Consider the following 20,575-nt stretch of genomic DNA (forward strand, 5'->3'; position numbering starts at 1 on the left):
CTCAATTCCGGCCGCACCATGGTATAATGGAAACAACTTACATGAAGGAGCCTGCTTATGCTTATTCTCCTTTCAGTGGCAATCGCGCCGAGTCTCGCTCTGATCAGTTACTTCTACCTCCGGTCGGAGTTCTTGAAAGAGCCATCCCGGCTGTTGCTCCACAGTTTCATCTATGGTGCTATTTTAACCTTCCCGATTTTGTTTGTTCAATATGTATTTACTGTCGAGCACGTGTTTGCGCATGCCTATACACAGGACGTATTGTTTCCCGGACTGACAGAGGAATTTTTCAAATGGCTCATTCTGCTGCTTGTCATCTATCGTCACGTGGATTTTGAAGTCCCGTACGATGGGATTTTGTACGGTGCCAGCGCGGCGCTCGGATTCGCGACCGTCGAGAACATCTTCTATCTGCTGGAGTATGGCATCGACATCGCCTTTTTGCGGGCACTGCTGCCCGTGTCGAGCCACGCGCTGTTCGGCGTGGTGATGGGCTATTACTTAGGGAAAGCGAAATTCCCAGGCAGGCAGGGCGCGCGGAGCTGGCTGGCCGCCGCACTGGCGGCGCCGCTCGGCCTGCATATTCTGTACAATTCGATTTTATTCATGGAAAATACGTGGCTGCAGCTCATCATTCCGTTCATGCTGTTTCTTTGGTGGTTTGCGCTGCGGAAGGTGAAACAGTCCCACCAGATGAGCCTCGTCCATTATCAGGAACGGGTGGCTGCAGCTGTTCAGCCGAATGACCGATGAAGGGATGGAAAAAGCTATGATCGCCGCAGGAATGCAGCTTTTGCTGAAAGAAGGACCAGACAGTGCGCAGCTTAAATGCCGGGTGGCGGAGACCGGTGACGGATTTCTGCTGATCGATTATCCGATTGATCCTGTTACCGGAAAAACCGCATTCCTTTCGAATGGAACGGTATTCGACGCGTCTTTCCGAATAAACGAAGAAGCGGTCTATTCTTTTCGGACCGAAGTGGCCGGGAGGGTGAAGAACACCATCCCGATGATCCGGATCACTTTTCCCGGAGAGGAAAAGCTGACGAAGATCCAGCGCCGCCAGTTTGTCCGCGTGGAGGCTTCCCTTGATGTGGCCGTCCTGCTGGATGGCGTAAAAAGGACATTCATCACGACGGACATCAGCGCGGGCGGGTGTGCCATCCGGCTGAAAAATCCTCCAGTGTTTACAGGATCTGAACGGGTCTCTCTCGTTCTGGTCCTTGTTTTCGGGGACGGGAAAAGAGTGTACCTGCAGCTGGACGCAGAAGTTCTTCGCGTTTGGGAGCGGACGGACGGGCGGATCGCTTCGCTTGAGTTCATCGGTCTGTCCGACCGGGACCGGAAGCACATTATGCGGTACTGTTTCGAACAGCAGCGGCAGAAACGGAAAAACCCATCCGTCATATAAGAGCGGCAGGATATGTCCTGCCGGCCGGTTCCTGATGCCGCTCCTGAAAAAAGGAGCGGATTTCTTTTTTTCTCTGAAATGCGGCTTCGTGCGGACATATGCTAAAATAAAGTGACTTGACTGCCCGGGACGGGCGGATTTCATGACGAGGTGACAGTTTTGATGAAAACGATGCAAATTGCGATTGACGGACCAGCGGCTGCAGGTAAGAGTACGGTTGCAAAAATCGTGGCTGAGCAGCTGGGGATCATATACATAGATACAGGAGCCATGTACAGGGCAGCGACCCTCAAAGCGCTGGAGACAGGGGTGGACCTGTCGGACAGCCAGGCGCTCTCGGATCTTCTGACGCGGACGGATATCCGGCTTGAACCGGGGGACACCGGCCAGCGGGTCTTTCTGGACGGAACGGATGTGACGGAAGAAATCCGGTCGGATAAAGTGACAAGGGCGGTCTCCGAAGTGGCGGCGCACCGTGGCGTCCGGAGCCGGATGGTGAAACTGCAGAAAGAATTCGCAGAAGGCAGAGGGGTCGTCATGGACGGCCGCGACATCGGCATCCACGTTCTGAAAGAAGCGGACCTGAAAGTTTTCATGATCGCGTCAGCTGAAGAACGCGCCCGGCGTCGGTACGAGGAAAACCAGATCCGGGGGATCGGGACCCCGATCACCGACCTCCAGGCGGAAATTGAAAAACGCGATAAAATGGACAGCGAACGGAAAGAATCCCCTCTCGTGCAGGCTGCGGATGCCGTTTTGATCGATACGACCGCTCTGACGGTCCCTGAAGTGGCGGAGCGGATCGTCCGGCTGGCAAAGGAGCGTGCAGACTGACATGGATTTTTACCACTTTGCGAAGGGTGTCGTTTTTTCAGTCATCAAACCCCTTTATCGGCTAGAGGTGTCAGGATTGGATAATTTTCCGGAAAGCGGCGGTATCCTTCTCTGTTCGAATCATATCCATAACTTCGATCCCCTCGTCATGGGGATTTCAGCGCCAAGACCGGTGAATTTCATGGCGAAAGCCGAACTGTTCAATGCGCCGGTCTTGAAAGGGCTTCTTCCGAAAGTCCATGCGTTCCCTGTCAAGCGGGGACTGAGTGACAGGGAAGCGCTTCGGACGGCGCTCCGTCTCCTGAAGAGCGGAGAAGTCGTCGGAATGTTCCCGGAAGGAACGCGCAGCAAAAACGGCCAGCTGGGAGAAGGCCTCTCCGGTGCCGGTTTTTTCGCACTACGGGGGGATGCCGATGTCGTCCCGTGTGCGATCATCGGGAAATACCGGTCTTTCCGTAAAGTCAGAATGATCTTCGGGGAGCCGATCGACATGGCCCCTTACCGCGAACGGAAAGCTTCCGCCGATGAAGTGACGGCTGACATCATGAAAGCCATCCAAAGAATTTTGGATGAAAATGAGAATTATAAGGGTTAAGTTTTGTTTTTATTAGAGAATTCGAATAAAATAAGACATGGAAAGTTTTTGAGGAGGGCTACTTATGTCAGAGGAAATGAACATGATGGAAAACCGCGAATTCCAGGTAGGGGACCGCGTTACCGGAACTGTCGCGAAAGTGGAAGATAAGGCAGTGACCGTCACCATTGAAGGCGCACCATTCGACGGGGTTGTTCCGATCAGCGAACTGTCCAGTCTCCATATTGAAAAAGCGTCCGATTCTGTGAAAGAAGGAGACGAACTGGAACTGGTCATCACGAAGGTGGAAGACGAAAATTTCGTCCTTTCCAAGCGGAAAGTGGATGCCGAGCAGGCATGGTCCGATCTTGAGGAAAAATTTGAGTCCGGGGAGATCATCGAGGCGGAAGTGAAAGATGTCGTAAAAGGCGGCCTCGTCGTGGATCTCGGGGTACGCGGATTCGTGCCGGCTTCGCTCGTGGAAGATTATTTCGTTGAATCCTTTGAAGATTACAAAGGGAAAACGATGACCTTTAAGATCGTTGAAATGGAGAAGGAGAACAACCGGCTGATCCTTTCCCACCGCGCGGTCGTCGAAAAGGAAAAAGAAGCGCATAAGGCGGAAGTGCTGGAGAACATCCATGCCGGAGACGTGCTGACCGGCCGTGTCCAGCGGATCGCATCGTTCGGCGCGTTCGTCGATCTCGGCGGCGTGGACGGTCTCGTGCATATTTCCCAGCTGTCCTATGAACACGTCGAAAAAGTGTCGGACGTGGTGAAGGAAGGGCAGGAAGTGCAAGTGAAGGTGCTTTCTGTCGACCGTGATGCGGAGCGGATTTCCCTGTCCATCAAGGAAACGCTTCCCGGGCCATGGGACAACATCGAAGAGAAGATGCCGAAAGGCTCGGTCCATACCGGAACGGTCAAACGTCTCGTAAGCTACGGCGCGTTCGTCGAAGTGCTCCCGGGGGTTGAAGGGCTTGTGCACATTTCACAGATCGCCCATAAGCATATCGCAACGCCTCAGGAAGTGCTGTCGGAAGGGCAGGAAGTGCAAGTGAAAGTGCTCGATGCAAACGAACAGGACAAGCGGCTGTCACTCAGCATCAAAGAACTGACAGACAAAAACAGCGAACCGGACAATCGCGATTATGAAATGCCTGAAGAATCGACAGGCTTTTCTCTCAGTGATGTGATCGGTGATAAGCTGAAAGGGTTCCGTTCCGAGTAAGCGGAATGCCAACTTCATATGAATGAAAGCAGCGGGCATTCCGATGTTCCGCTGCTTTTTTGTGTATAATAGGACTATCTGAAGCTGGAAGGATGTCGTTACTAATGTCAAAACCGACAATTGCAATCGTCGGAAGGCCGAATGTCGGCAAATCTACAATTTTCAATCGGATCGTGGGGGAACGGGTATCGATCGTCGAAGACATACCGGGTGTCACCCGCGACCGTATTTATAGTTCAGCTGAATGGCTGACGCATGACTTCAATCTGATCGATACCGGCGGAATTGATCTAAGCGATGAACCGTTCCTCGAGCAGATCCGGCAGCAGGCGGAAATCGCGATGGATGAAGCGGATGTCATCATTTTCCTCGTGAACGGGCGTGAGGGGGTCACTGTCCAGGATGAACAGGTGGCGGATATCCTGTACCGCACAAAAAAACCGGTCGTCCTTGCGGTCAATAAAATCGATAATCCCGATATGCGGGAAATGGTCTATGACTTTTACGCCCTCGGTTTCGGGGAACCGTTCCCGATTTCCGGATCCCACGGCCTCGGTCTCGGTGACCTTCTGGATGAGGCGGCAAAGCATTTTCCTGATAAATCCGAAGAGGAGTACGGGGAAGATGTCATCAAGTTTTCATTGATCGGCCGGCCGAACGTCGGGAAATCCTCAATCGTGAACGCACTGTTAGGGGAAGAACGCGTCATCGTGAGCGACATTGCCGGCACGACCCGGGATGCCATCGATACAGAATACGAGTACAACGGGCAGGAGTACGTCATCATTGATACGGCTGGCATGCGGAAACGTGGCAAAGTATACGAATCCACGGAAAAGTACAGCGTCCTCCGCGCAATGCGGGCGATTGAACGGTCGGATGTCGTCCTTGTCGTACTGAACGGCGAAGAGGGGATTCAGGAGCAGGATAAGAAAATCGCCGGTTATGCACACGATGCCGGTAAAGGCGTCATCATCGTCGTCAATAAGTGGGACGCGGTGGAAAAGGACGAGAAAACGATGAACGCGAGAACGAAGGAAATCCGTGATCATTTCCAGTTCCTGGACTACGCGCCGATTCTGTTCATTTCCGCCAAAACGAAGCAGCGGGTCCATAACCTGCTTGAAATCATCGACCGGGTGAGTGAAAACCATTCACTCCGGATCCAGTCGAGCATTCTCAATGAGGTCATTGCGGATGCCGTGGCGATGAACCCGGCGCCGAGTGATAAAGGACGGAAACTCCGGATTTACTACATGACGCAAGTCGGGGTCAAACCGCCGACATTCATCGTGTTTGTCAATGATCCGGAATTGATGCACTTCTCTTATGAACGGTTCCTGCAGAATCGCATTCGTGAAACGTTCGATTTTGAAGGGACACCGATCCGGATCATTACACGGGCTCGAACTTAAAAGGAGGCGGAAAAGATGGAAAAAGTAACGGTTTTCGGTGCAGGAAGCTGGGGGACCGCCCTGGCGGGGGTTCTCGCGCGGAACGGCCACGACGTCCTGTTATGGACCCATCGTCAGGCGCAGGCGGAAGAACTGAACAGTCATACGAACGAAGATTATCTTCCGGGCATCCGTCTTCCCGAATCGCTCCGGGCTACGGCCGACCAGGCCGAAGCGATCCGTCATTCCTCCATTTTTGTGATTGCCGTCCCTTCCAAGGCGATTCGTGAAGTCTGCTCTTCCATCAATGAAGGGATGGACGGACCGGCCTTATTCATTCATGTATCAAAAGGGATTGAACCCGATACGCACAAACGGATCAGCGAAATGATCGCTGAGGAAGTGGACAGCGGCAAAGTGGAGGATATCGTCGTGCTGTCAGGTCCGAGCCATGCAGAGGAAGTGGCGCTTGAACATCCGACCACCGTGACGGCCGCCTCCCGGAACATCGATTCGGCGAAGCGCGTCCAGGACCTGTTCATGAATCAGTTTCTCCGGGTCTATACGAACACCGATGTAGTCGGGGTGGAAATCGGCGGGGCACTGAAGAACATCATTGCCTTGGCGGCCGGCATCACGGACGGCCTCGGCTATGGGGACAACGCGAAAGCGGCACTGATCACGCGCGGACTTGCTGAGATCGCACGCCTCGGTGTGAAAATGGGGGCGACGCCCCTTACATTTTCGGGTCTTTCAGGAGTGGGGGATCTAATCGTCACATGCACGAGCCCGCATTCCCGGAACTGGCGCGCGGGCAATATGCTTGGAAAAGGCAAGACGACACAGGAAGTGCTCGATTCCATGGGAATGGTCGTGGAAGGCATCCGGACGACGAAAGCGGCCAGGCAGCTGTCGGAGAAGATGGAAGTCCCGATGCCGATCACAGCGGCCCTTTATTCGGTCCTGTTTGAAGGGGTGCCGGTCGAAAAGGCCGTCGAAGACCTGATGGGCCGCGTGAAGAAGGATGAAATGGAAGACTTGATCGACTTGCTTTGATTGTCACAAAAAGAAGGGACGCGGCAGAGCGCCCCTTCTTTTTGTGTGCTATACTGATTTTTGAAACTGAGTGAAAGGCGGCTTACTATGACCTCTCTCGATAAGATGTGGATCTCTTTTGCAGGCATGGGGTTCTTGATGATCTCCATGGGACTGATCTATGTCAGCCGGTATAAAATCAGCAATGGAATTTTGAAGTTTGTCACGGCCCTTGCGGCATATGGCCTGCTGATTATCGGTTTTATCCTTTCAGCGTTCATCGTGTTCAGTGGGCCAACGGGAAACTGACGGGGTGATGGCATGAAAAAAATCCTTTTAATTCTCCTGCTGACCGCTGTATCCTCACTTCTTTCCGGATGCCTGTTCCCGGAAAGCGAGCGGGCGGGCAGCCAGATACCGTATGAAGAACAAGTCGCGTCGGTCCAGGAGGCGGTGGACAGATACCGGGAAGCCACCGGCGGCCTGCTTCCGATCGCCAACCGGGACATGGATGTCGACCAATACATCAAGTACCCGATCGATTTTTCGAAGATCGTGCCGGCTTACCTGCCGGAAATCCCGGCGAATGCCTTTGAAGAGGGCGGGATCTACCAGTACGTCCTCATGGACGTGGAGGAGGAGCCGGCGGTGAAACTGGTCGATCTCCGGCTCGCGGAAAAAATCAGGGAATTGAATATCCGGAAAGGCATCAACGGCTACGTCCCGGTGGCGGATGTGATCACCGACAACGTGTTCATGCCAAGCTACAAAGCGATGGGCTATGACGAAGAGCAGTTCGTGCAAAGTCCGTATACGGGCCGCAGCCTTCCGGTCGTCGTCACAGGAGACGGTGAATTCTTCATCGATTATTCAATGGATCTGTATTCGGCGCTCCAGGAATACGAAGGTGACGTGGAGCCCGGGGAAGATATCCGGTTCATCCTTTATGAAGACAGTCCGGTTGTTCCCGCTTATTCCTTGCCATACACGGTGGACGGGAATGGAGAGCCGATCTTTCTAGAAAAGAAATGACCAAAATCCGGACAATGGGACCGGAAGCGGGTTCTATTTTGAATCTTATGTCATTTTATTCTTCTTAAATTTGGAAAACCCCCGCAAATGTTGTTGCGGCGGGTTTTTTGTTGTGATACTCTTTTATCAGGTCTTCAGCTTTCCATCCCTTTGAGAGGAGGTGAATGGCATGAACAAAACAGAATTGGTGAACGCTGTTGCAGAAGCGGCAGACATCTCCCGTAAAGACGCTGCGAAAGCGGTCGATGCAACTTTCGATACAATTCAAGGCGCATTGACGAAAGGCGATAAAGTTTCCCTGATCGGTTTCGGGAACTTCGAAGTCCGTGAACGTGCGGCCCGCAAAGGACGCAACCCGCAGACAGGTGAGGAAATCGAAATCGCGGAAAGCAAAATCCCTGCATTCAAACCGGGGAAAGCACTGAAAGATGCTGTCAAGTAAGATTCAGTGACTACATAAGGATGACTTCCGCAGTGAGAGCTGTGGAAGTCGTCCTTTTTCTATGGAAGAAAAAGGGTGATTCCAGCCAGCCGGCACTCCGGGCAGAAAGATGTGTCCGAAAAGTGCACTGGTCCGGGAAGTTTCCTCGTGTTCTGGAACGACTGCGGTATCCGGGGGCCGGTATTTTGCTATAATGGCTATACATATGCTACGATTCAAAGGAATTTGTGTTTCAGGAGGAACCCCCATGAAGACCATATCGGGAATCGATTTGAATAAAATAGAACAGGCTGTTGCAATGATCCTGGAAGCAATCGGGGAAGATCCATCCCGGGAAGGTCTGATGGATACGCCGAAGCGCGTCGCCAAGATGTATGAAGAAGTGTTTTCCGGCATTCATGAAGACCCGAAGGACTATTTCCGGACGGTTTTCCATGAAGATCATGAGGAACTTGTTCTCGTAAAGGACATCCCTTTCTATTCCATGTGCGAACATCACCTCGTGCCGTTCCACGGGAAAGCGCATATCGCCTATATTCCGCAAAACGGGACGGTCGCGGGCCTCAGCAAACTGGCGCGGGCTGTGGAAAGTGTGACGAAGCGGCCGCAGCTCCAGGAGCGGATCACGACGACCATTGCGGAGACGATCATGGAAATGCTCGGCGCTGCCGGCGTCTATGTCATGGTGGAAGCGGAGCATATGTGCATGACGATGCGGGGCGTGAAAAAGCCCGGCAGCAAGACCGTCACGGCGGCAGCGAGAGGTGTATTGAAAGAAGACGCAATCAAGCGTTCGGAAGTCATTTCCTTTATTCAGATGAATTGAAACAGGCAGGTGATAGCATGGCACAGACGGAATATATTGTCATCAAGGCAGCAGAGGACGGCGTGAATGTCATCGGGCTGACGAGAGGCACGGACACCAAATTTCATCATTCGGAAAAATTGGACCGCGGTGAAGTGATGATCGCCCAGTTCACCGAACATACTTCGGCAATGAAGATCCGGGGGAAAGCGGAGATCCATACGGCGTACGGCAATATCGAGAGCGAAGGCAAAAAGTGATCCGGCTGAAGTGAAGGCTTCAGCAGCACTGTGATATACTAAATAGCATGGCGATCCACGATTGGAGCAGGCAAGTTATGAACGGACAGCAAATAGATGAAAAAATCACTTCTGAACAATTGGCCATTTTGGAACTTGTTCATCATCGGACACTCGAGAAGACGACTGCGGGCGCTGCAGTGAAACGGGCTCGGCTGTTCTTTTTGCTGCTTCCTTATTTTAACGGGGACTACTGGCCGGCGGATGCGGAAGCATCCAGCAGATCGGTATCGATTGTACAGGCGGCGCTCGATGCCCATGACCTGGTGGAAGAGAACGGAGCGGCCGTCCCGGAACAGCAGCTCACCGTCCTGGCCGGCGATTATTACAGCGGCATCCATTATCTTCTGCTGGCTAAGCTGAAGAATATAGGCCTGATCCGCTGCATCTCCGCTGCGATTGCGGAAGCATGTGAAAGCAAAGCGGTTTTCTACAAGGAAGGCCTTCTCTGCACTGCTGAAATTGAACAGGCGGTGGAAACGGCGGAGAACAGTCTGATCTTCGCATTTTATCGGTATTACGGTTTCGACAGCTATTCCTGGCTGGCAGGACGGGTTCTCAGTCTGCTGAAATACCGTGAAGAGCTCCTGCTTCTGCAGGCGGGGGAAATGAGCAAATTCCTGGAAGTCCTGACTGCCGCGACAGGCAGCCTCCTGAAGGCGGAACGATGGCTGGAAGGAAAGCTGAACGGCCTGTACCGGGAGGTTCTCCGGCAAAATGAAAAAACGCTTACAAGGGAACTTGAACAGTTCCTGCTCGATAAAATCCTGCCGGATCACCGGCAAGTGGAGCAATTGATACGTGAAGGGTGAGGACATGCAGAAGACGAAAGAACAGCGGGTGCACGAAGTCTTTGAAAAGATTTCATCCGAATACGATCACATGAACTCGGTCATCAGTTTCCAGCAGCACGTCCGCTGGCGGAAAGACGCCATGGAAAAGCTGCAGGTCCGGCCAGGCGCATCCGCGATTGACGTCTGCTGCGGCACAGGTGACTGGACCATCGCTCTTGCAGAAGCGGCAGGAAAAGAAGGCCGGGTGGTCGGTCTCGATTTCAGCAGGAACATGCTGGACGTCGGGAAACAGAAAACGCAGCACATGCCTCAAGTCGAGTTGCTGCACGGGAATGCGATGGCGCTCCCGTTCCCTGATAATTCATTCGATTATGCAACGATCGGCTTCGGGCTCCGGAACGTTCCGGATTATGTCCAAGTCCTTTCCGAAATGCACCGGGTGCTGAAACCGGGAGGGATGATTGCGTGCCTGGAAACGAGCCAGCCGGAGTCCAGACTTTTCCGGCCGGTCTTCCGGCTGTATTTCCGTTATATCATGCCGGTGTTCGGCAAAGTGCTGGCAAAGAGCTACAGTGAATATTCATGGCTGCAGGAATCGGCGAAGACTTTCCCGGACATGAAAGGGTTAGCCCGCCTGTTCGCGAAGGCCGGATTTCGGGATATCAAGTACAAGCCGTACAGCGGCGGCGCAGCCGCTCTCCATATCGGATTCAAACGGCCGTAGCGCCACGAGGCGGCTGTCCCGGGGATGGATCAATCATCAATTTAAGCGGGAGAAGGTTTTATTGTGGAAAAAGTGAAGCTAGGAATTCTTTACTCCGGTCTCCGTCCGGAACTGGACATCATCGAAAATGAATTAGCGCGCACTGTGGATTCTTCTTCTCACTTGCTCAATGATGCTTCTCTCCATTTACTCCAGGCCGGCGGCAAGCGGATCCGGCCTGTTTTTGTGCTTTTGTGCGCAAAATTCGGCGATTCCGGAACAGCAGCTGTCCGGGACACGGCGGTCGCCCTGGAACTGATCCACATGGCTTCTCTCGTCCATGATGATGTCATTGACGATTCGCTCGTCCGGAGAGGCGGTCCGACCGTGAAAGCCCAATGGAACAGTCGGGTGGCTATGTATACCGGGGACTTCATGTTCGCACGGGCACTCGAGCGCGTTTCCGCGATTGATCATCCGGTGCTGCACGAAGTGCTGGCCAAGGCGATCATCGAGGTCTGCCGGGGAGAGATCATCCAAATCGAGGACAAACAGAAGCTCGATCAGAATTTGCGCAGTTACTTGAGGCGGATAAAACGCAAAACCGCCCTCCTCATTTCTTCAAGCTGCGAACTCGGTGCCCTGGCCGCTGGAACGGCCCCTGACACTGCCGCCCGGCTCCGGCGTTTTGGATATTTTATCGGGATGTCCTTCCAGATCATCGATGATGTACTGGACTTCACTTCTTCTGATGCTGAACTCGGAAAACCGGCTGGAAGTGATTTTTTGCAGGGAAACATAACACTTCCCATATTGGCGGCCCGGGACGATGCAGCTCTCCAGCGTCTTTTGGCGGACCGTATCGGCAGAAATCTGTCAGCTGATGAGCGGATGGAAGTCGTCGAGGCGGTGCGCCAAGGGCCGGGCATCCGGCGCTCCAAGGAGCTAAGCGACCGCTACTTGAAAAAGGCGCTGGATCAGCTGGAACCGCTGCCTGATGGCCGGGCAAAAAAAGCGCTCCGGGATGTGGCTTTGTTCATCGGCAAGCGCCGATTCTAAGCTGCCAGTTGACAATCGCGAAGGTCATGATAGTATTTTTAGCGGCGGGCAAATTGCCTGAGATTTGAAAATGAAGGAGTGTTGGACATGGAAAAGACGTTTTTAATGGTCAAGCCGGATGGCGTTCAGCGGAATGTGATCGGTGAAATCGTATCGCGGTTTGAGAAAAAAGGCTATAAGCTCGGCGGAGCGAAGCTGATGCAGATCTCCCAGGAGCTTGCCGAGCGTCACTACGGCGAGCATAAGGAACGGCCGTTTTTCGGGGAACTTGTTGAGTTCATTACTTCCGGCCCGGTTTTTGCGATGGTTTGGGAAGGTGAGAACGTGATTGCCACTGCCCGTCAAATGATGGGGGCGACAAACCCGAAAGACGCCGCTCCAGGGACCATCCGCGGTGATTTTGCCGTGACAGTCGGCAAGAACATCATCCACGGTTCGGATTCCCCTGAAAGCGCGGAGCGGGAGATCGGCTTGTTCTTCAACGAAGACGAACTTCTTTCGTATGAAAAAACGATGGGAAGCTGGATCGACTGATTTACCGAAAAAAGCAGCGGCTGCTGCTTTTTTTTATTTTGCCGGCTTCTCCTTTGGCGTATACTGTCAGTAGAAGAAGCGGGAGGATGGACAAAGTTGCAGGATTACAGTGCTTTCATTAAGAACATACATACTACCACAGGGATCGACCTTGCACTTTACAAGGAAGCGCAGATGAAGCGGCGGCTCGTCTCACTGTACACGAAAAAAGGCTATGGCTCGTTCGCCGACTATTTTACAGCGCTCAAAGGGAATCGGGAACTGATGAACGAATTCCTGGATCGGATGACGATCAATGTATCGGAATTTTACCGGAACAGCAAGCGGTGGGAAGTGCTTGAGAATAAGATTTTCCCGAAGCTGCTCGACGGACGCGATCGCTTGAAGATCTGGAGCGCCGCCTGCTCGACCGGTGAGGAGCCGTATTCGATCGCTATGGTCCTTTCCAGCCACATCCCGCTTCCGGAAATCCGGATAAAAGCGACAGATCTGGATGAGACCGTCCTGCAGAAGGCGCGTCTCGCGGTTTACCCGGAGCGGTCGATAGCGGAAGTGCCTAAACAAGTGCTCGGCCGCTACTTTGAGCAGCAGGGGACTTATTGGAAAGTGGCGGAAGAAGTGAAACGGACGGTCGCGTTCAGCCGGCATAATTTGCTGAAAGACGATTATGGCACGGGCTTCGATCTGATCGTATGCCGGAATGTCATGATTTATTTTACGGAGGAGGCGAAAGATATGATTTATAAGAAGTTTTCTTCCGCACTCCGGCCGGGAGGCATTCTGTTTGTGGGCAGCACGGAGCAGATCTTCAACCCTTCGGCATACGGCTTTGAGACGGAGGAAATGTTCTTTTACAGAAAAACATGAATGGACACAGCTGCCGGCACCGGTGCCGGCGGTTTTTGTTTTCTCTCCTGAATGCGGTTGCCCGCGCCGGTGTTTATGATATAGTAGTAGTCATACAATTTAGCGAGTTGAAGGGGGAAAGTGTTATGCGGTATTTGACAGCAGGTGAGTCACACGGTCCGCAGCTGACAGCAATCATCGAAGGTCTTCCTTCACAGCTGCCGCTGACCGCTGAAATGATCAACGAACAGCTTAAGCGCCGACAGGGCGGACATGGCCGTGGCCGGCGCATGCAGATAGAAAAAGATACAGTGACGATTGCAGGAGGCGTGCGTCATGGCCGGACTCTCGGTTCACCGGTCGCGCTGATGGTGACGAATGATGATTGGAAACATTGGACGAAAATCATGGGGATCGAGGAGCCGGAAAGCGACGAAGAAATCAAGCGGACGATCGCCCGTCCCCGTCCGGGCCACGCAGATTTGAATGGCGGCATCAAATACGGTCACCGGGACTTGCGGAATGTGCTGGAGCGCTCTTCGGCGCGTGAGACGACTGTGCGTGTCGCTGTCGGGGCGGTAGCGAAACAGCTCCTTGCCGAGTTAGGGATTTCCACTGTTGCCCATGTCACCGAAATCGGCGGCATTAAAGCGGACCCGGCAGCCTGGGAAGGCCGGACAGCGGCGGAAATCCGGAACATCATCGAACAGGATCCGGTATACTGCGCGGATCCGGCGGCTTCTGCCAAGATGACGGCGCTTATCGATGAAGCGAAGAAGAACGGCGATTCAATCGGCGGAACGGTGGAAGTGATCATCGAAGGAATGCCGGCGGGCATCGGAAGTTATGTCCATTACGACAGGAAACTGGATGCTAAAATTGCTCAGGCGGTGATGAGTATAAACGCGTTCAAAGGCGTGGAGTTCGGTATCGGATTCGAAATGGCACGGCGTCCGGGCAGTCAGGTGCATGATGAGATCATATGGTCCGAAGAAGAAGGTTATACGAGACGGTCGAACAACTTGGGCGGTTTCGAAGGCGGCATGACAACCGGGATGCCGATCGTGGTCAGAGGGGTCATGAAACCGATTCCTACTTTATATAAACCGCTCGAGAGCGTGGATATTGAAACGAAAGAACCTTTTAAAGCAAGCATCGAACGGTCGGATAGCTGCGCGGTACCAGCCGCATCAGTCGTGGCGGAGCATGTCGTGGCGTGGGAAGCCGCAGCGGCCCTCGTCAGTCAGTTCGACGCCGATCAGCTGCCGCGTTTGGTTAAGAACCTGGAAGACTACCGAGCTTATACGAAAGGATTTTGAGCCATGAAGACCATCGAGGTGCAGACTGTTCCGCCATACCAAGTACATATCGGGCCGGATGCCTGCAGCCTGTTTCCGGAGCTTTACGGAAGTGTGCTGAGTGAGACGGATAAGATTGCGGTCATAGCGGATGAAAAGGCGGCCGGACTCCATATCGGCCGCTTGCTCGATGCGCTCGGGTCTTGTGAAGTGCATGTGCTGGAGATTCCGGAAGGGGAGAGGGCGAAATCCATCGAAACGTTCATGGCGGTCCATACCTTCCTTCTGGAGAACGGGTTTTCCAGGAAATCCGCCTTGATCGCATTCGGCGGGGGGCAGCCGGTGATGTCGCCGGCTTCGCGGCTTCCACATTCATGAGGGGGATCCGGTTCTACCAGTGTCCGACGACGATTCTGGCCCATGACTCTGCCGTTGGCGGCAAGACCGGAATCAACCATCCGGCCGGCAAAAATATGATCGGGACTTTTTATCAGCCGGCAGCTGTAGTCTACGATACTGAAATGCTTTCTTCGCTTCCTGAAGAACAGGTGCGCTCGGGCATGGCGGAAGTGATCAAACACGCCTTTCTGTCCAATCCGCACTGGCTGGATGAGCTTCTTGGCACGGCGGATATCACGGCTCTCACCGGTTCTCAGCTGGAATTGCACTTGAGCAGGGGAATCGCGGTCAAAGCGGCGATTGTGGAAGAAGATGCCCTTGAACAGGGGGCACGGAAATTCCTGAACCTGGGGCACACGCTGGCGCATGCCATCGAAGCCCATGCCGGATATGGCACTGTGACGCACGGAGAAGCGGTTGCACTCGGTCTGGCATTCGATCTGCTGATCGGCGGCCATGACCGGCTGGAGGACTACCTGAAATGGTGTGCGGCAAACCGTTACCCGCTGGAACTCCTGTCCGATTTCGATATCAGGGAATTGTTGCCTTATATGAAACGGGACAAGAAATCGTCACGAGGCGAACTTGTTTTTATCGAACTGGCGGATACGGGGTGCCCTGCCCTCCGGGTTCTCGAAGAACAGGAAGTCATCAGCTTTTATCATAAGCTCGGACAGAAAATCAAGGAGGTGCTCGGATGATAAGAGGTGTAAGAGGCGCAATCACAGTGGATCACGACAGGGCTGAAGACGTCCTGAAAGAAACGAAATCCCTCGTTCTGGAGATGGCAGCCAAAAATGGCATCGAACCGGAAAAAGTCGCTTCCGTCATCATTTCAACGACGAGGGATATCACCTCGGCATTCCCGGCGAAAGCCGTTCGCTCGATTGAAGGATGGACATACATCCCAGTGATGTGTACGCATGAAATGGATGTGCCCGGAGCGCTCCCGAAATGCATCCGTGTCATGATGCATGTAAATACCGACGCCGGCCAGCAGGATATCCGGCACATTTTTTTGAAAGAGGCACAGGCATTGAGACCGGATCTTGCCGCAAGAATCTGAAAGGGGATATCGATCAATGAATTGGAAACCGCAGCTCGCCGGAATGAAAGCTTATCAGCCCGGCAAATCAGTGGAAGAAGTGAAGCAGCAGTACGGACTCGAATCGATCGTCAAGCTGGCTTCGAATGAAAATCCGTTCGGTTCATCACCGAAAGTGGCCGAATTCCTAAAGGGGTTTGCGCTGAATCCGGCGGTTTACCCGGATGGATATGCCGCCGGACTTCGGACGGCGCTGGCTGCTGCGACGGGTGTCGGTGAACGGCAGGTCCTCCTGGGCAGCGGTTCGGATGAAATCATCGTGATGATCGCTCGGGCGCTCCTCGGACCGGATACAAATACGGTGATGGCATCACCCACATTTTCCCAATATCGCCATAACGCCATCATTGAAGGAGCTGAACTGAGGGAAGTTCCGCTGATCGACGGTGCCCACGACCTGGACGGCATGCTGGAGGCGATCGATCAGCACACCGCGGCCGTCTGGATCTGTTCTCCGAATAATCCGACCGGTGTGCTGACTTCCCCGGCCGCTGTCCGGTCGTTCATCGGGCAAGTGCCGGCCGATGTGCTGGTCGTTCTCGACGAAGCCTATTTTGAGTATGTGACGGATCCTTCGTATCAAAATCCGATTGAGCTGCTGCAGGAGTTCCCGAATCTCCTGGTGCTGAGGACATTTTCGAAAGCGTACGGGCTGGCCGGATTCCGTGTCGGCTATGCACTTGGGCAGGAAGAAGTCATCGCAAGACTTGATCCTCTCAGACCGCCATTCAATGTGACCAGCATCTCACAGGGCGCTGCGATTTCAGCGCTGTCAGATCAGGCGTTCATTGAAGAGTGCCGGGAGCTGAATCGCAAAGGGCTGAAGCAGTATGAGGAATTTGCTGACAAGCGGGGTCTCCACTACTTTAAATCCTCAGGAAATTTCATCCTTATGGAAACAGGACGGGATTCGGATGAGATGTTCCAAGAACTGATGAAGCGCGGGTTTATTGTCCGCAGCGGAAACGCCCTGGGAGCTCTCGGCTATATCCGCATCACGGTAGGGACAGAACAGCAGAACCGGCAGCTGCTGGATGTATTGGACGAAGTGATGGCATGACGAGAAAAGTACTGATTATCGGACTCGGGCTGATCGGCGGATCGCTTGCAAAGGCGCTGAAGCGCCATCCGGATGTAGTCGTGACCGGCGCGGATACCGACGCGCTGACGAGGGACAAGGCGTTCCGGATGGGTGTGATCGATTCAGCCGCTGCTTCTGTCCGGGAAGCGGCGGAAGCAGCGGATTTCATTTTCCTGGCGACACCAGTGAATGCGACAGTCGGGCTGATCGGCGAGATGGCTGCATGGGAATTGAAGGAAACTGTCCTGATCAGTGACACCGGGAGCACGAAAGGCCGGATACTGGAAGCGGCGGAGAGGGCAGGTATTCCGTTTATCGGCGGGCATCCGATGGCCGGTTCCCATAAAAGCGGCGTGGAAGCGGCAAAAGATATGCTTTTTGAAAACGCGTACTACATCCTGACCCCTTCTGCGGGGGCGAAGGAAGAACAGCTGCATCGGCTTCAGGAACTGCTGTCTGTGACCAAGGCGAAAATGATTACAGCGACCGCTGAGGAGCATGACCATATGACGGCGCTGGTCAGTCACTTCCCGCACTTGGTCGCCGCCTCACTCGTGCATCAGCTGGATAAGGAATCGGATTATCCGCTGTCCAGGCAGCTGGCGGCCGGAGGATTCCGGGACACGACCCGTATTGCGAGTTCCAACCCCGTCATGTGGCGGGATATCACGATCCACAACAGCGCCATGATCGCCGGTCAGCTGACAAAATGGATGCAGGAGATGGAGACGCTCCGCAATATGCTGGAACAAGGGGATCCAAGGGAGATCGAGGCCTATTTCGCAAAGGCGAAGAGCGCTCGGGACAAGCTCCCGGCCGCAGGGCATGGCGCGCTTTACTCCGTGTATGATCTTTATTTGGACATCCCTGATACTCCCGGCATCATCTCCGAAGTCACGGGTTACTTGGCGGAAGAGGAAATCAGCATTGTGAATTTACGGATTCTTGAAACCCGGGAGGACCTGTTCGGGATTTTGGTCCTCAGTTTCCAGACACCGGAGGACAGGGAACGGGCACAGCAATGTCTCAAGCGGCGGACCGCTTATGACAGCTACATTTCTTGAGAGAGGGCGGAGAAAATGCGAAAGATCAATATAGAACCGCTTAGAGGCTCGATCCGGGTTCCGGGCGACAAATCGATATCACACCGCGCGGTCATGTTCGGGGCGATGGCAAAAGGCCGGACAACCATTTCGGGATTCCTGCCGGGAGATGATTGTCTGAGCACCATCAGCTGCTTCCGAAAACTGGGCGTCACCGTATCCCAGAACGGATCCGATGTCGTCGTGGAAAGCCCGGGAATGAATGGATGGACTGAGCCGGAGGATATTTTGGATACAGGCAATTCCGGCACGACCACACGGCTTCTGCTCGGTATTCTCGCCGGCACGGATTTCCATTCGGTGCTTAATGGGGATGCTTCCATCGCGAAGCGGCCGATGGACCGGGTGATCGGGCCGCTCCGGAAAATGGGCGCGGATATACGCGGGCGGTCCGGCGGATCGATGACACCGATTGCAGTTCAGGGAAGTCCGCTGAAAGCGATCGACTACGAAATGCCGATCGCAAGCGCGCAAGTGAAATCCGCTATCATCCTCGCCGCGCTGAAGGCGGAGGGGACCACTGTAATCAGAGAAAAGCTTGCCAGCCGCAATCATACCGAAAAACTGCTTCCCCAGTTCGGCGTCGAAATCGAAGGAGAAGACGGGGTGATCCGGGTCCGCGGCGGTCAGGAAATGAAGCCGGCCGAAGTCGCCGTCCCGGGTGACATCTCTTCCGCCGCGTTCTTTATAGCGGCGGCCCTGATGGTGCCGGGAAGTGAAATCCGCCTCACGGATGTCGGCGTGAATCCGACCCGGACAGGAATCATTGATGCGGTCCGGCAGATGGGCGGGACTATCCGGATCGAAGATGCAACGGACAGCCCGGAACAGGCAGCGACGCTGACCATCCGTTCTTCCGGACTCAAAGGCACGACGATCGGCGGAGAACTGATCCCCCGCCTGATTGACGAACTGCCGGTGATCGCCCTCCTCGCCACACAGGCGGAAGGGAAGACCGTCATCCGGGATGCGGAAGAGCTGCGGGTGAAAGAGACCGACCGGATCCAGTCGGTCGTGACCGGCCTTAAACGCCTTGGTGCCGATGCAGAAGCGACTCCAGACGGCATGGTCATCCATGGTCCGGTCAGGCTGAAAGGGGCGGAAGTGGACACATTCGGCGATCACCGCCTCGGCATGACATGGGCGATCGCGGGACTTCTGACAGATGAAGAGGTCCGGATCCGGAACCGCGAGTGCATTTCTGTCTCTTATCCGACATTTTTCGATCATTTGAATAAACTGCAGAACGGACTCTCCTGACAGGAGAGTTTTTGTTTTGAAACGTTGTTCCTTTCGTGTACGATTAAACAAGAACAATGAGGAAACAGGTGATTCAATGACCGTTTTTACAGACATACAGAAGGCAGTGGAGCTGGGAGATCCTGCCCGTGTGAACGAGCTGCTGGAAAAGGTCCTGATCGAAGAGGACCCCGACAGCCAGTACACACTCGCGGAATGGTTCTCAGAAATCGGCTATTTGGAGGAAGCGGTCAAACTGCTGGAGCATCTCCAGTTCCTCTTTCCGGAGGAGACCGGGCTCACCGTCGAACGGGCGGTCCTGCTGATCGAAATCGACCGGGAAGATGAAGCGCAGGAACTTCTCACTGCTATTCCGGAGACGGATGACCATTATCCCCAGGCGCTTGTCGCACTGGCAGATCTTTTTCAGTCCCAAGGCCTCCTTGAAGCTGCCGACCGCAGGCTCGATGAAGCAATGCGGCTGCTTCCCGGAGAACCGCTGCTGATCCAGGCGAAAGCGGAAATCCTGCTGGAATCCGGACGATATCTGGAAGCCGCGCGCCTGTACGGCGAACTGCTGGAAAGCGGTGCGGAAATCCCCGGTGTCAGCCTGCCTGAACGGCTGGCAGAAGTTTACAGTGCCGGCGCCGCTTACGAAGAAGCGCTTCCGCATTACGAACAGGCGCTGGAGGAGCAATCCCACCCGGATACCCTCTTCGGAGCGGCTTTCGCATCGTTTCAGGCAGGGCGTTACACGCAATCCCTCCGGTATTTGGATGAACTGATCGGCATGGACCCGGACTACTTCTCTGCCTATCTCCTGAAAGCGCAGAACCATAACATGACAGAGGAATACAAAGAGGCCTATACGGCGGTGTCGGAAGGAATCCGGCGGGACGAGTACGACAAGGAATTGTTTTTATTCGCAGGCAAGCTGGCACTGAAGCTCGGCGAAGAAGGCCCGGCTGAAAACCATCTCCGGGAAGCGATCGCGCTCGACCCCGATTATATGGAAGCCATACAAGTCTTGATGATGCTGCTCCACCGGCAGTCGCGCAGCGAAGACGTGCTGGAACTGGCGGAAATGGCTTCGACGAACGGATCCGACTGGGCAGGGCTGTATCCGGTGATCGCCGCTGCCTATGAAGAAGCCGAACGGTATGGTGAGGCAATGGAATATTATGAGCGCGCATACGAGCCATTCAAAGAAGATCCCGGATTTCTCAGTGATTTTGCGCGGTTCCTGCTGGAGGAAGGCCAAATCGAACGGGCGATCAAGACAGTGGACGAACTTTTGATGATTGATCCGGACAATGCCGAATGGCTGGAGTGGCGGCAATCACAGCTGTAAGGGAGG

At 54.1% G+C, this 20,575-nt stretch carries 24 protein-coding genes and 1 pseudogene; all 25 read left to right on the forward strand.

Annotated features, from left to right (window positions below; genetic code table 11):
- Positions 1-57 precede the first annotated feature (57 nt).
- The 25 genes and pseudogenes from prsW to CCE92_RS10290 all read left to right on the forward strand — a co-directional run bounded on the left by prsW (position 58) and on the right by CCE92_RS10290 (position 20,569).
- A complete protein-coding gene (prsW, locus tag CCE92_RS10175) occupies positions 58-753 on the forward strand; it encodes a glutamic-type intramembrane protease PrsW (protein WP_088007511.1) in 696 nt (231 codons plus the stop codon).
- On the forward strand, positions 743-1,411 hold the full coding sequence (locus CCE92_RS10180) for a flagellar brake protein (protein WP_088007513.1): 669 nt from the start codon (positions 743-745) through the stop codon (positions 1,409-1,411). The genes prsW and CCE92_RS10180 overlap by 11 nt, the downstream gene beginning before the upstream one ends.
- A gap of 162 nt (positions 1,412-1,573) precedes the next feature.
- On the forward strand, positions 1,574-2,245 hold the full coding sequence (cmk, locus tag CCE92_RS10185) for a (d)CMP kinase (RefSeq protein ID WP_088007515.1): 672 nt from the start codon (positions 1,574-1,576) through the stop codon (positions 2,243-2,245).
- A 1-nt stretch (position 2,246) separates the two neighbouring features.
- Positions 2,247-2,840, forward strand: a complete 594-nt coding sequence (locus tag CCE92_RS10190) for a lysophospholipid acyltransferase family protein (protein WP_088007518.1) — start codon at positions 2,247-2,249, stop codon at positions 2,838-2,840.
- A gap of 64 nt (positions 2,841-2,904) precedes the next feature.
- Positions 2,905-4,050 carry a 30S ribosomal protein S1 gene (gene rpsA / locus CCE92_RS10195; RefSeq protein ID WP_088007520.1) on the forward strand — a complete coding sequence of 382 codons (1,146 nt, stop codon included), beginning with the start codon at positions 2,905-2,907 and terminating at the stop codon, positions 4,048-4,050.
- A 104-nt stretch (positions 4,051-4,154) separates the two neighbouring features.
- Positions 4,155-5,465 (forward strand): ribosome biogenesis GTPase Der, encoded by a 1,311-nt coding sequence (gene der / locus CCE92_RS10200; protein WP_088007522.1) that lies wholly within the window; start codon positions 4,155-4,157, stop codon positions 5,463-5,465.
- Between the two features lie 15 nt (positions 5,466-5,480).
- Positions 5,481-6,500, forward strand: a complete 1,020-nt coding sequence (locus CCE92_RS10205) for an NAD(P)H-dependent glycerol-3-phosphate dehydrogenase (RefSeq protein WP_088007523.1) — start codon at positions 5,481-5,483, stop codon at positions 6,498-6,500.
- An 87-nt stretch (positions 6,501-6,587) separates the two neighbouring features.
- On the forward strand, positions 6,588-6,788 hold the full coding sequence (locus tag CCE92_RS10210) for a DUF2768 domain-containing protein (RefSeq protein WP_088007525.1): 201 nt from the start codon (positions 6,588-6,590) through the stop codon (positions 6,786-6,788).
- A 12-nt stretch (positions 6,789-6,800) separates the two neighbouring features.
- Positions 6,801-7,511 carry a YphF family lipoprotein gene (locus CCE92_RS10215; RefSeq protein WP_088007527.1) on the forward strand — a complete coding sequence of 237 codons (711 nt, stop codon included), beginning with the start codon at positions 6,801-6,803 and terminating at the stop codon, positions 7,509-7,511.
- 169 nt (positions 7,512-7,680) lie between these two features.
- Positions 7,681-7,953 carry a non-specific DNA-binding protein Hbs gene (hbs, locus tag CCE92_RS10220; protein ID WP_088007529.1) on the forward strand — a complete coding sequence of 91 codons (273 nt, stop codon included), beginning with the start codon at positions 7,681-7,683 and terminating at the stop codon, positions 7,951-7,953.
- Between the two features lie 256 nt (positions 7,954-8,209).
- Entirely contained in the window at positions 8,210-8,779 is a 570-nt protein-coding gene (folE, locus tag CCE92_RS10225) for a GTP cyclohydrolase I FolE (RefSeq protein ID WP_088007617.1), read from the forward strand.
- Between the two features lie 17 nt (positions 8,780-8,796).
- Positions 8,797-9,018 (forward strand): trp RNA-binding attenuation protein MtrB, encoded by a 222-nt coding sequence (gene mtrB, locus CCE92_RS10230; RefSeq protein ID WP_088007532.1) that lies wholly within the window; start codon positions 8,797-8,799, stop codon positions 9,016-9,018.
- 77 nt (positions 9,019-9,095) lie between these two features.
- Positions 9,096-9,869, forward strand: coding sequence for a heptaprenyl diphosphate synthase component 1 (locus CCE92_RS10235; RefSeq protein WP_162287861.1), 774 nt, complete (start codon positions 9,096-9,098; stop codon positions 9,867-9,869).
- A 4-nt stretch (positions 9,870-9,873) separates the two neighbouring features.
- Entirely contained in the window at positions 9,874-10,575 is a 702-nt protein-coding gene (locus CCE92_RS10240; RefSeq protein WP_088007536.1) for a demethylmenaquinone methyltransferase, read from the forward strand.
- A 63-nt stretch (positions 10,576-10,638) separates the two neighbouring features.
- Entirely contained in the window at positions 10,639-11,613 is a 975-nt protein-coding gene (locus CCE92_RS10245) for a polyprenyl synthetase family protein (protein WP_088007538.1), read from the forward strand.
- A gap of 87 nt (positions 11,614-11,700) precedes the next feature.
- Positions 11,701-12,147 carry a nucleoside-diphosphate kinase gene (gene ndk / locus CCE92_RS10250; RefSeq protein ID WP_088007540.1) on the forward strand — a complete coding sequence of 149 codons (447 nt, stop codon included), beginning with the start codon at positions 11,701-11,703 and terminating at the stop codon, positions 12,145-12,147.
- Between the two features lie 96 nt (positions 12,148-12,243).
- Positions 12,244-13,014 carry a CheR family methyltransferase gene (locus CCE92_RS10255; RefSeq protein WP_088007541.1) on the forward strand — a complete coding sequence of 257 codons (771 nt, stop codon included), beginning with the start codon at positions 12,244-12,246 and terminating at the stop codon, positions 13,012-13,014.
- 125 nt (positions 13,015-13,139) lie between these two features.
- Positions 13,140-14,312, forward strand: a complete 1,173-nt coding sequence (gene aroC, locus CCE92_RS10260) for a chorismate synthase (protein WP_088007544.1) — start codon at positions 13,140-13,142, stop codon at positions 14,310-14,312.
- Positions 14,313-14,555: 243 nt separating this feature from the next.
- Positions 14,556-14,785, forward strand: a pseudogene (locus CCE92_RS16380) (3-dehydroquinate synthase); the annotation flags it as partial.
- 66 nt (positions 14,786-14,851) lie between these two features.
- A complete protein-coding gene (locus CCE92_RS16385; RefSeq protein ID WP_420913236.1) occupies positions 14,852-15,391 on the forward strand; it encodes a 3-dehydroquinate synthase family protein in 540 nt (179 codons plus the stop codon).
- Positions 15,388-15,756: a chorismate mutase gene (gene aroH, locus CCE92_RS10270; protein WP_088007546.1), complete on the forward strand. Its 369-nt coding sequence runs from the start codon at positions 15,388-15,390 to the stop codon at positions 15,754-15,756. The genes CCE92_RS16385 and aroH overlap by 4 nt, the downstream gene beginning before the upstream one ends.
- A 16-nt stretch (positions 15,757-15,772) precedes the next feature.
- Positions 15,773-16,855, forward strand: coding sequence for a histidinol-phosphate transaminase (hisC, locus tag CCE92_RS10275; RefSeq protein ID WP_088007548.1), 1,083 nt, complete (start codon positions 15,773-15,775; stop codon positions 16,853-16,855).
- Positions 16,852-17,940 carry a prephenate dehydrogenase gene (locus tag CCE92_RS10280; protein WP_088007550.1) on the forward strand — a complete coding sequence of 363 codons (1,089 nt, stop codon included), beginning with the start codon at positions 16,852-16,854 and terminating at the stop codon, positions 17,938-17,940. The genes hisC and CCE92_RS10280 overlap by 4 nt, the downstream gene beginning before the upstream one ends.
- A gap of 15 nt (positions 17,941-17,955) precedes the next feature.
- Positions 17,956-19,239: a 3-phosphoshikimate 1-carboxyvinyltransferase gene (aroA, locus tag CCE92_RS10285; protein ID WP_088007552.1), complete on the forward strand. Its 1,284-nt coding sequence runs from the start codon at positions 17,956-17,958 to the stop codon at positions 19,237-19,239.
- A gap of 76 nt (positions 19,240-19,315) precedes the next feature.
- Positions 19,316-20,569 (forward strand): tetratricopeptide repeat protein, encoded by a 1,254-nt coding sequence (locus tag CCE92_RS10290; protein ID WP_088007554.1) that lies wholly within the window; start codon positions 19,316-19,318, stop codon positions 20,567-20,569.
- The last annotated feature ends 6 nt before the right edge of the window (positions 20,570-20,575 follow it).

Source organism: Indiicoccus explosivorum (assembly GCF_002167005.1).
Classification (GTDB): domain Bacteria; phylum Bacillota; class Bacilli; order Bacillales_A; family Planococcaceae; genus Indiicoccus; species Indiicoccus explosivorum.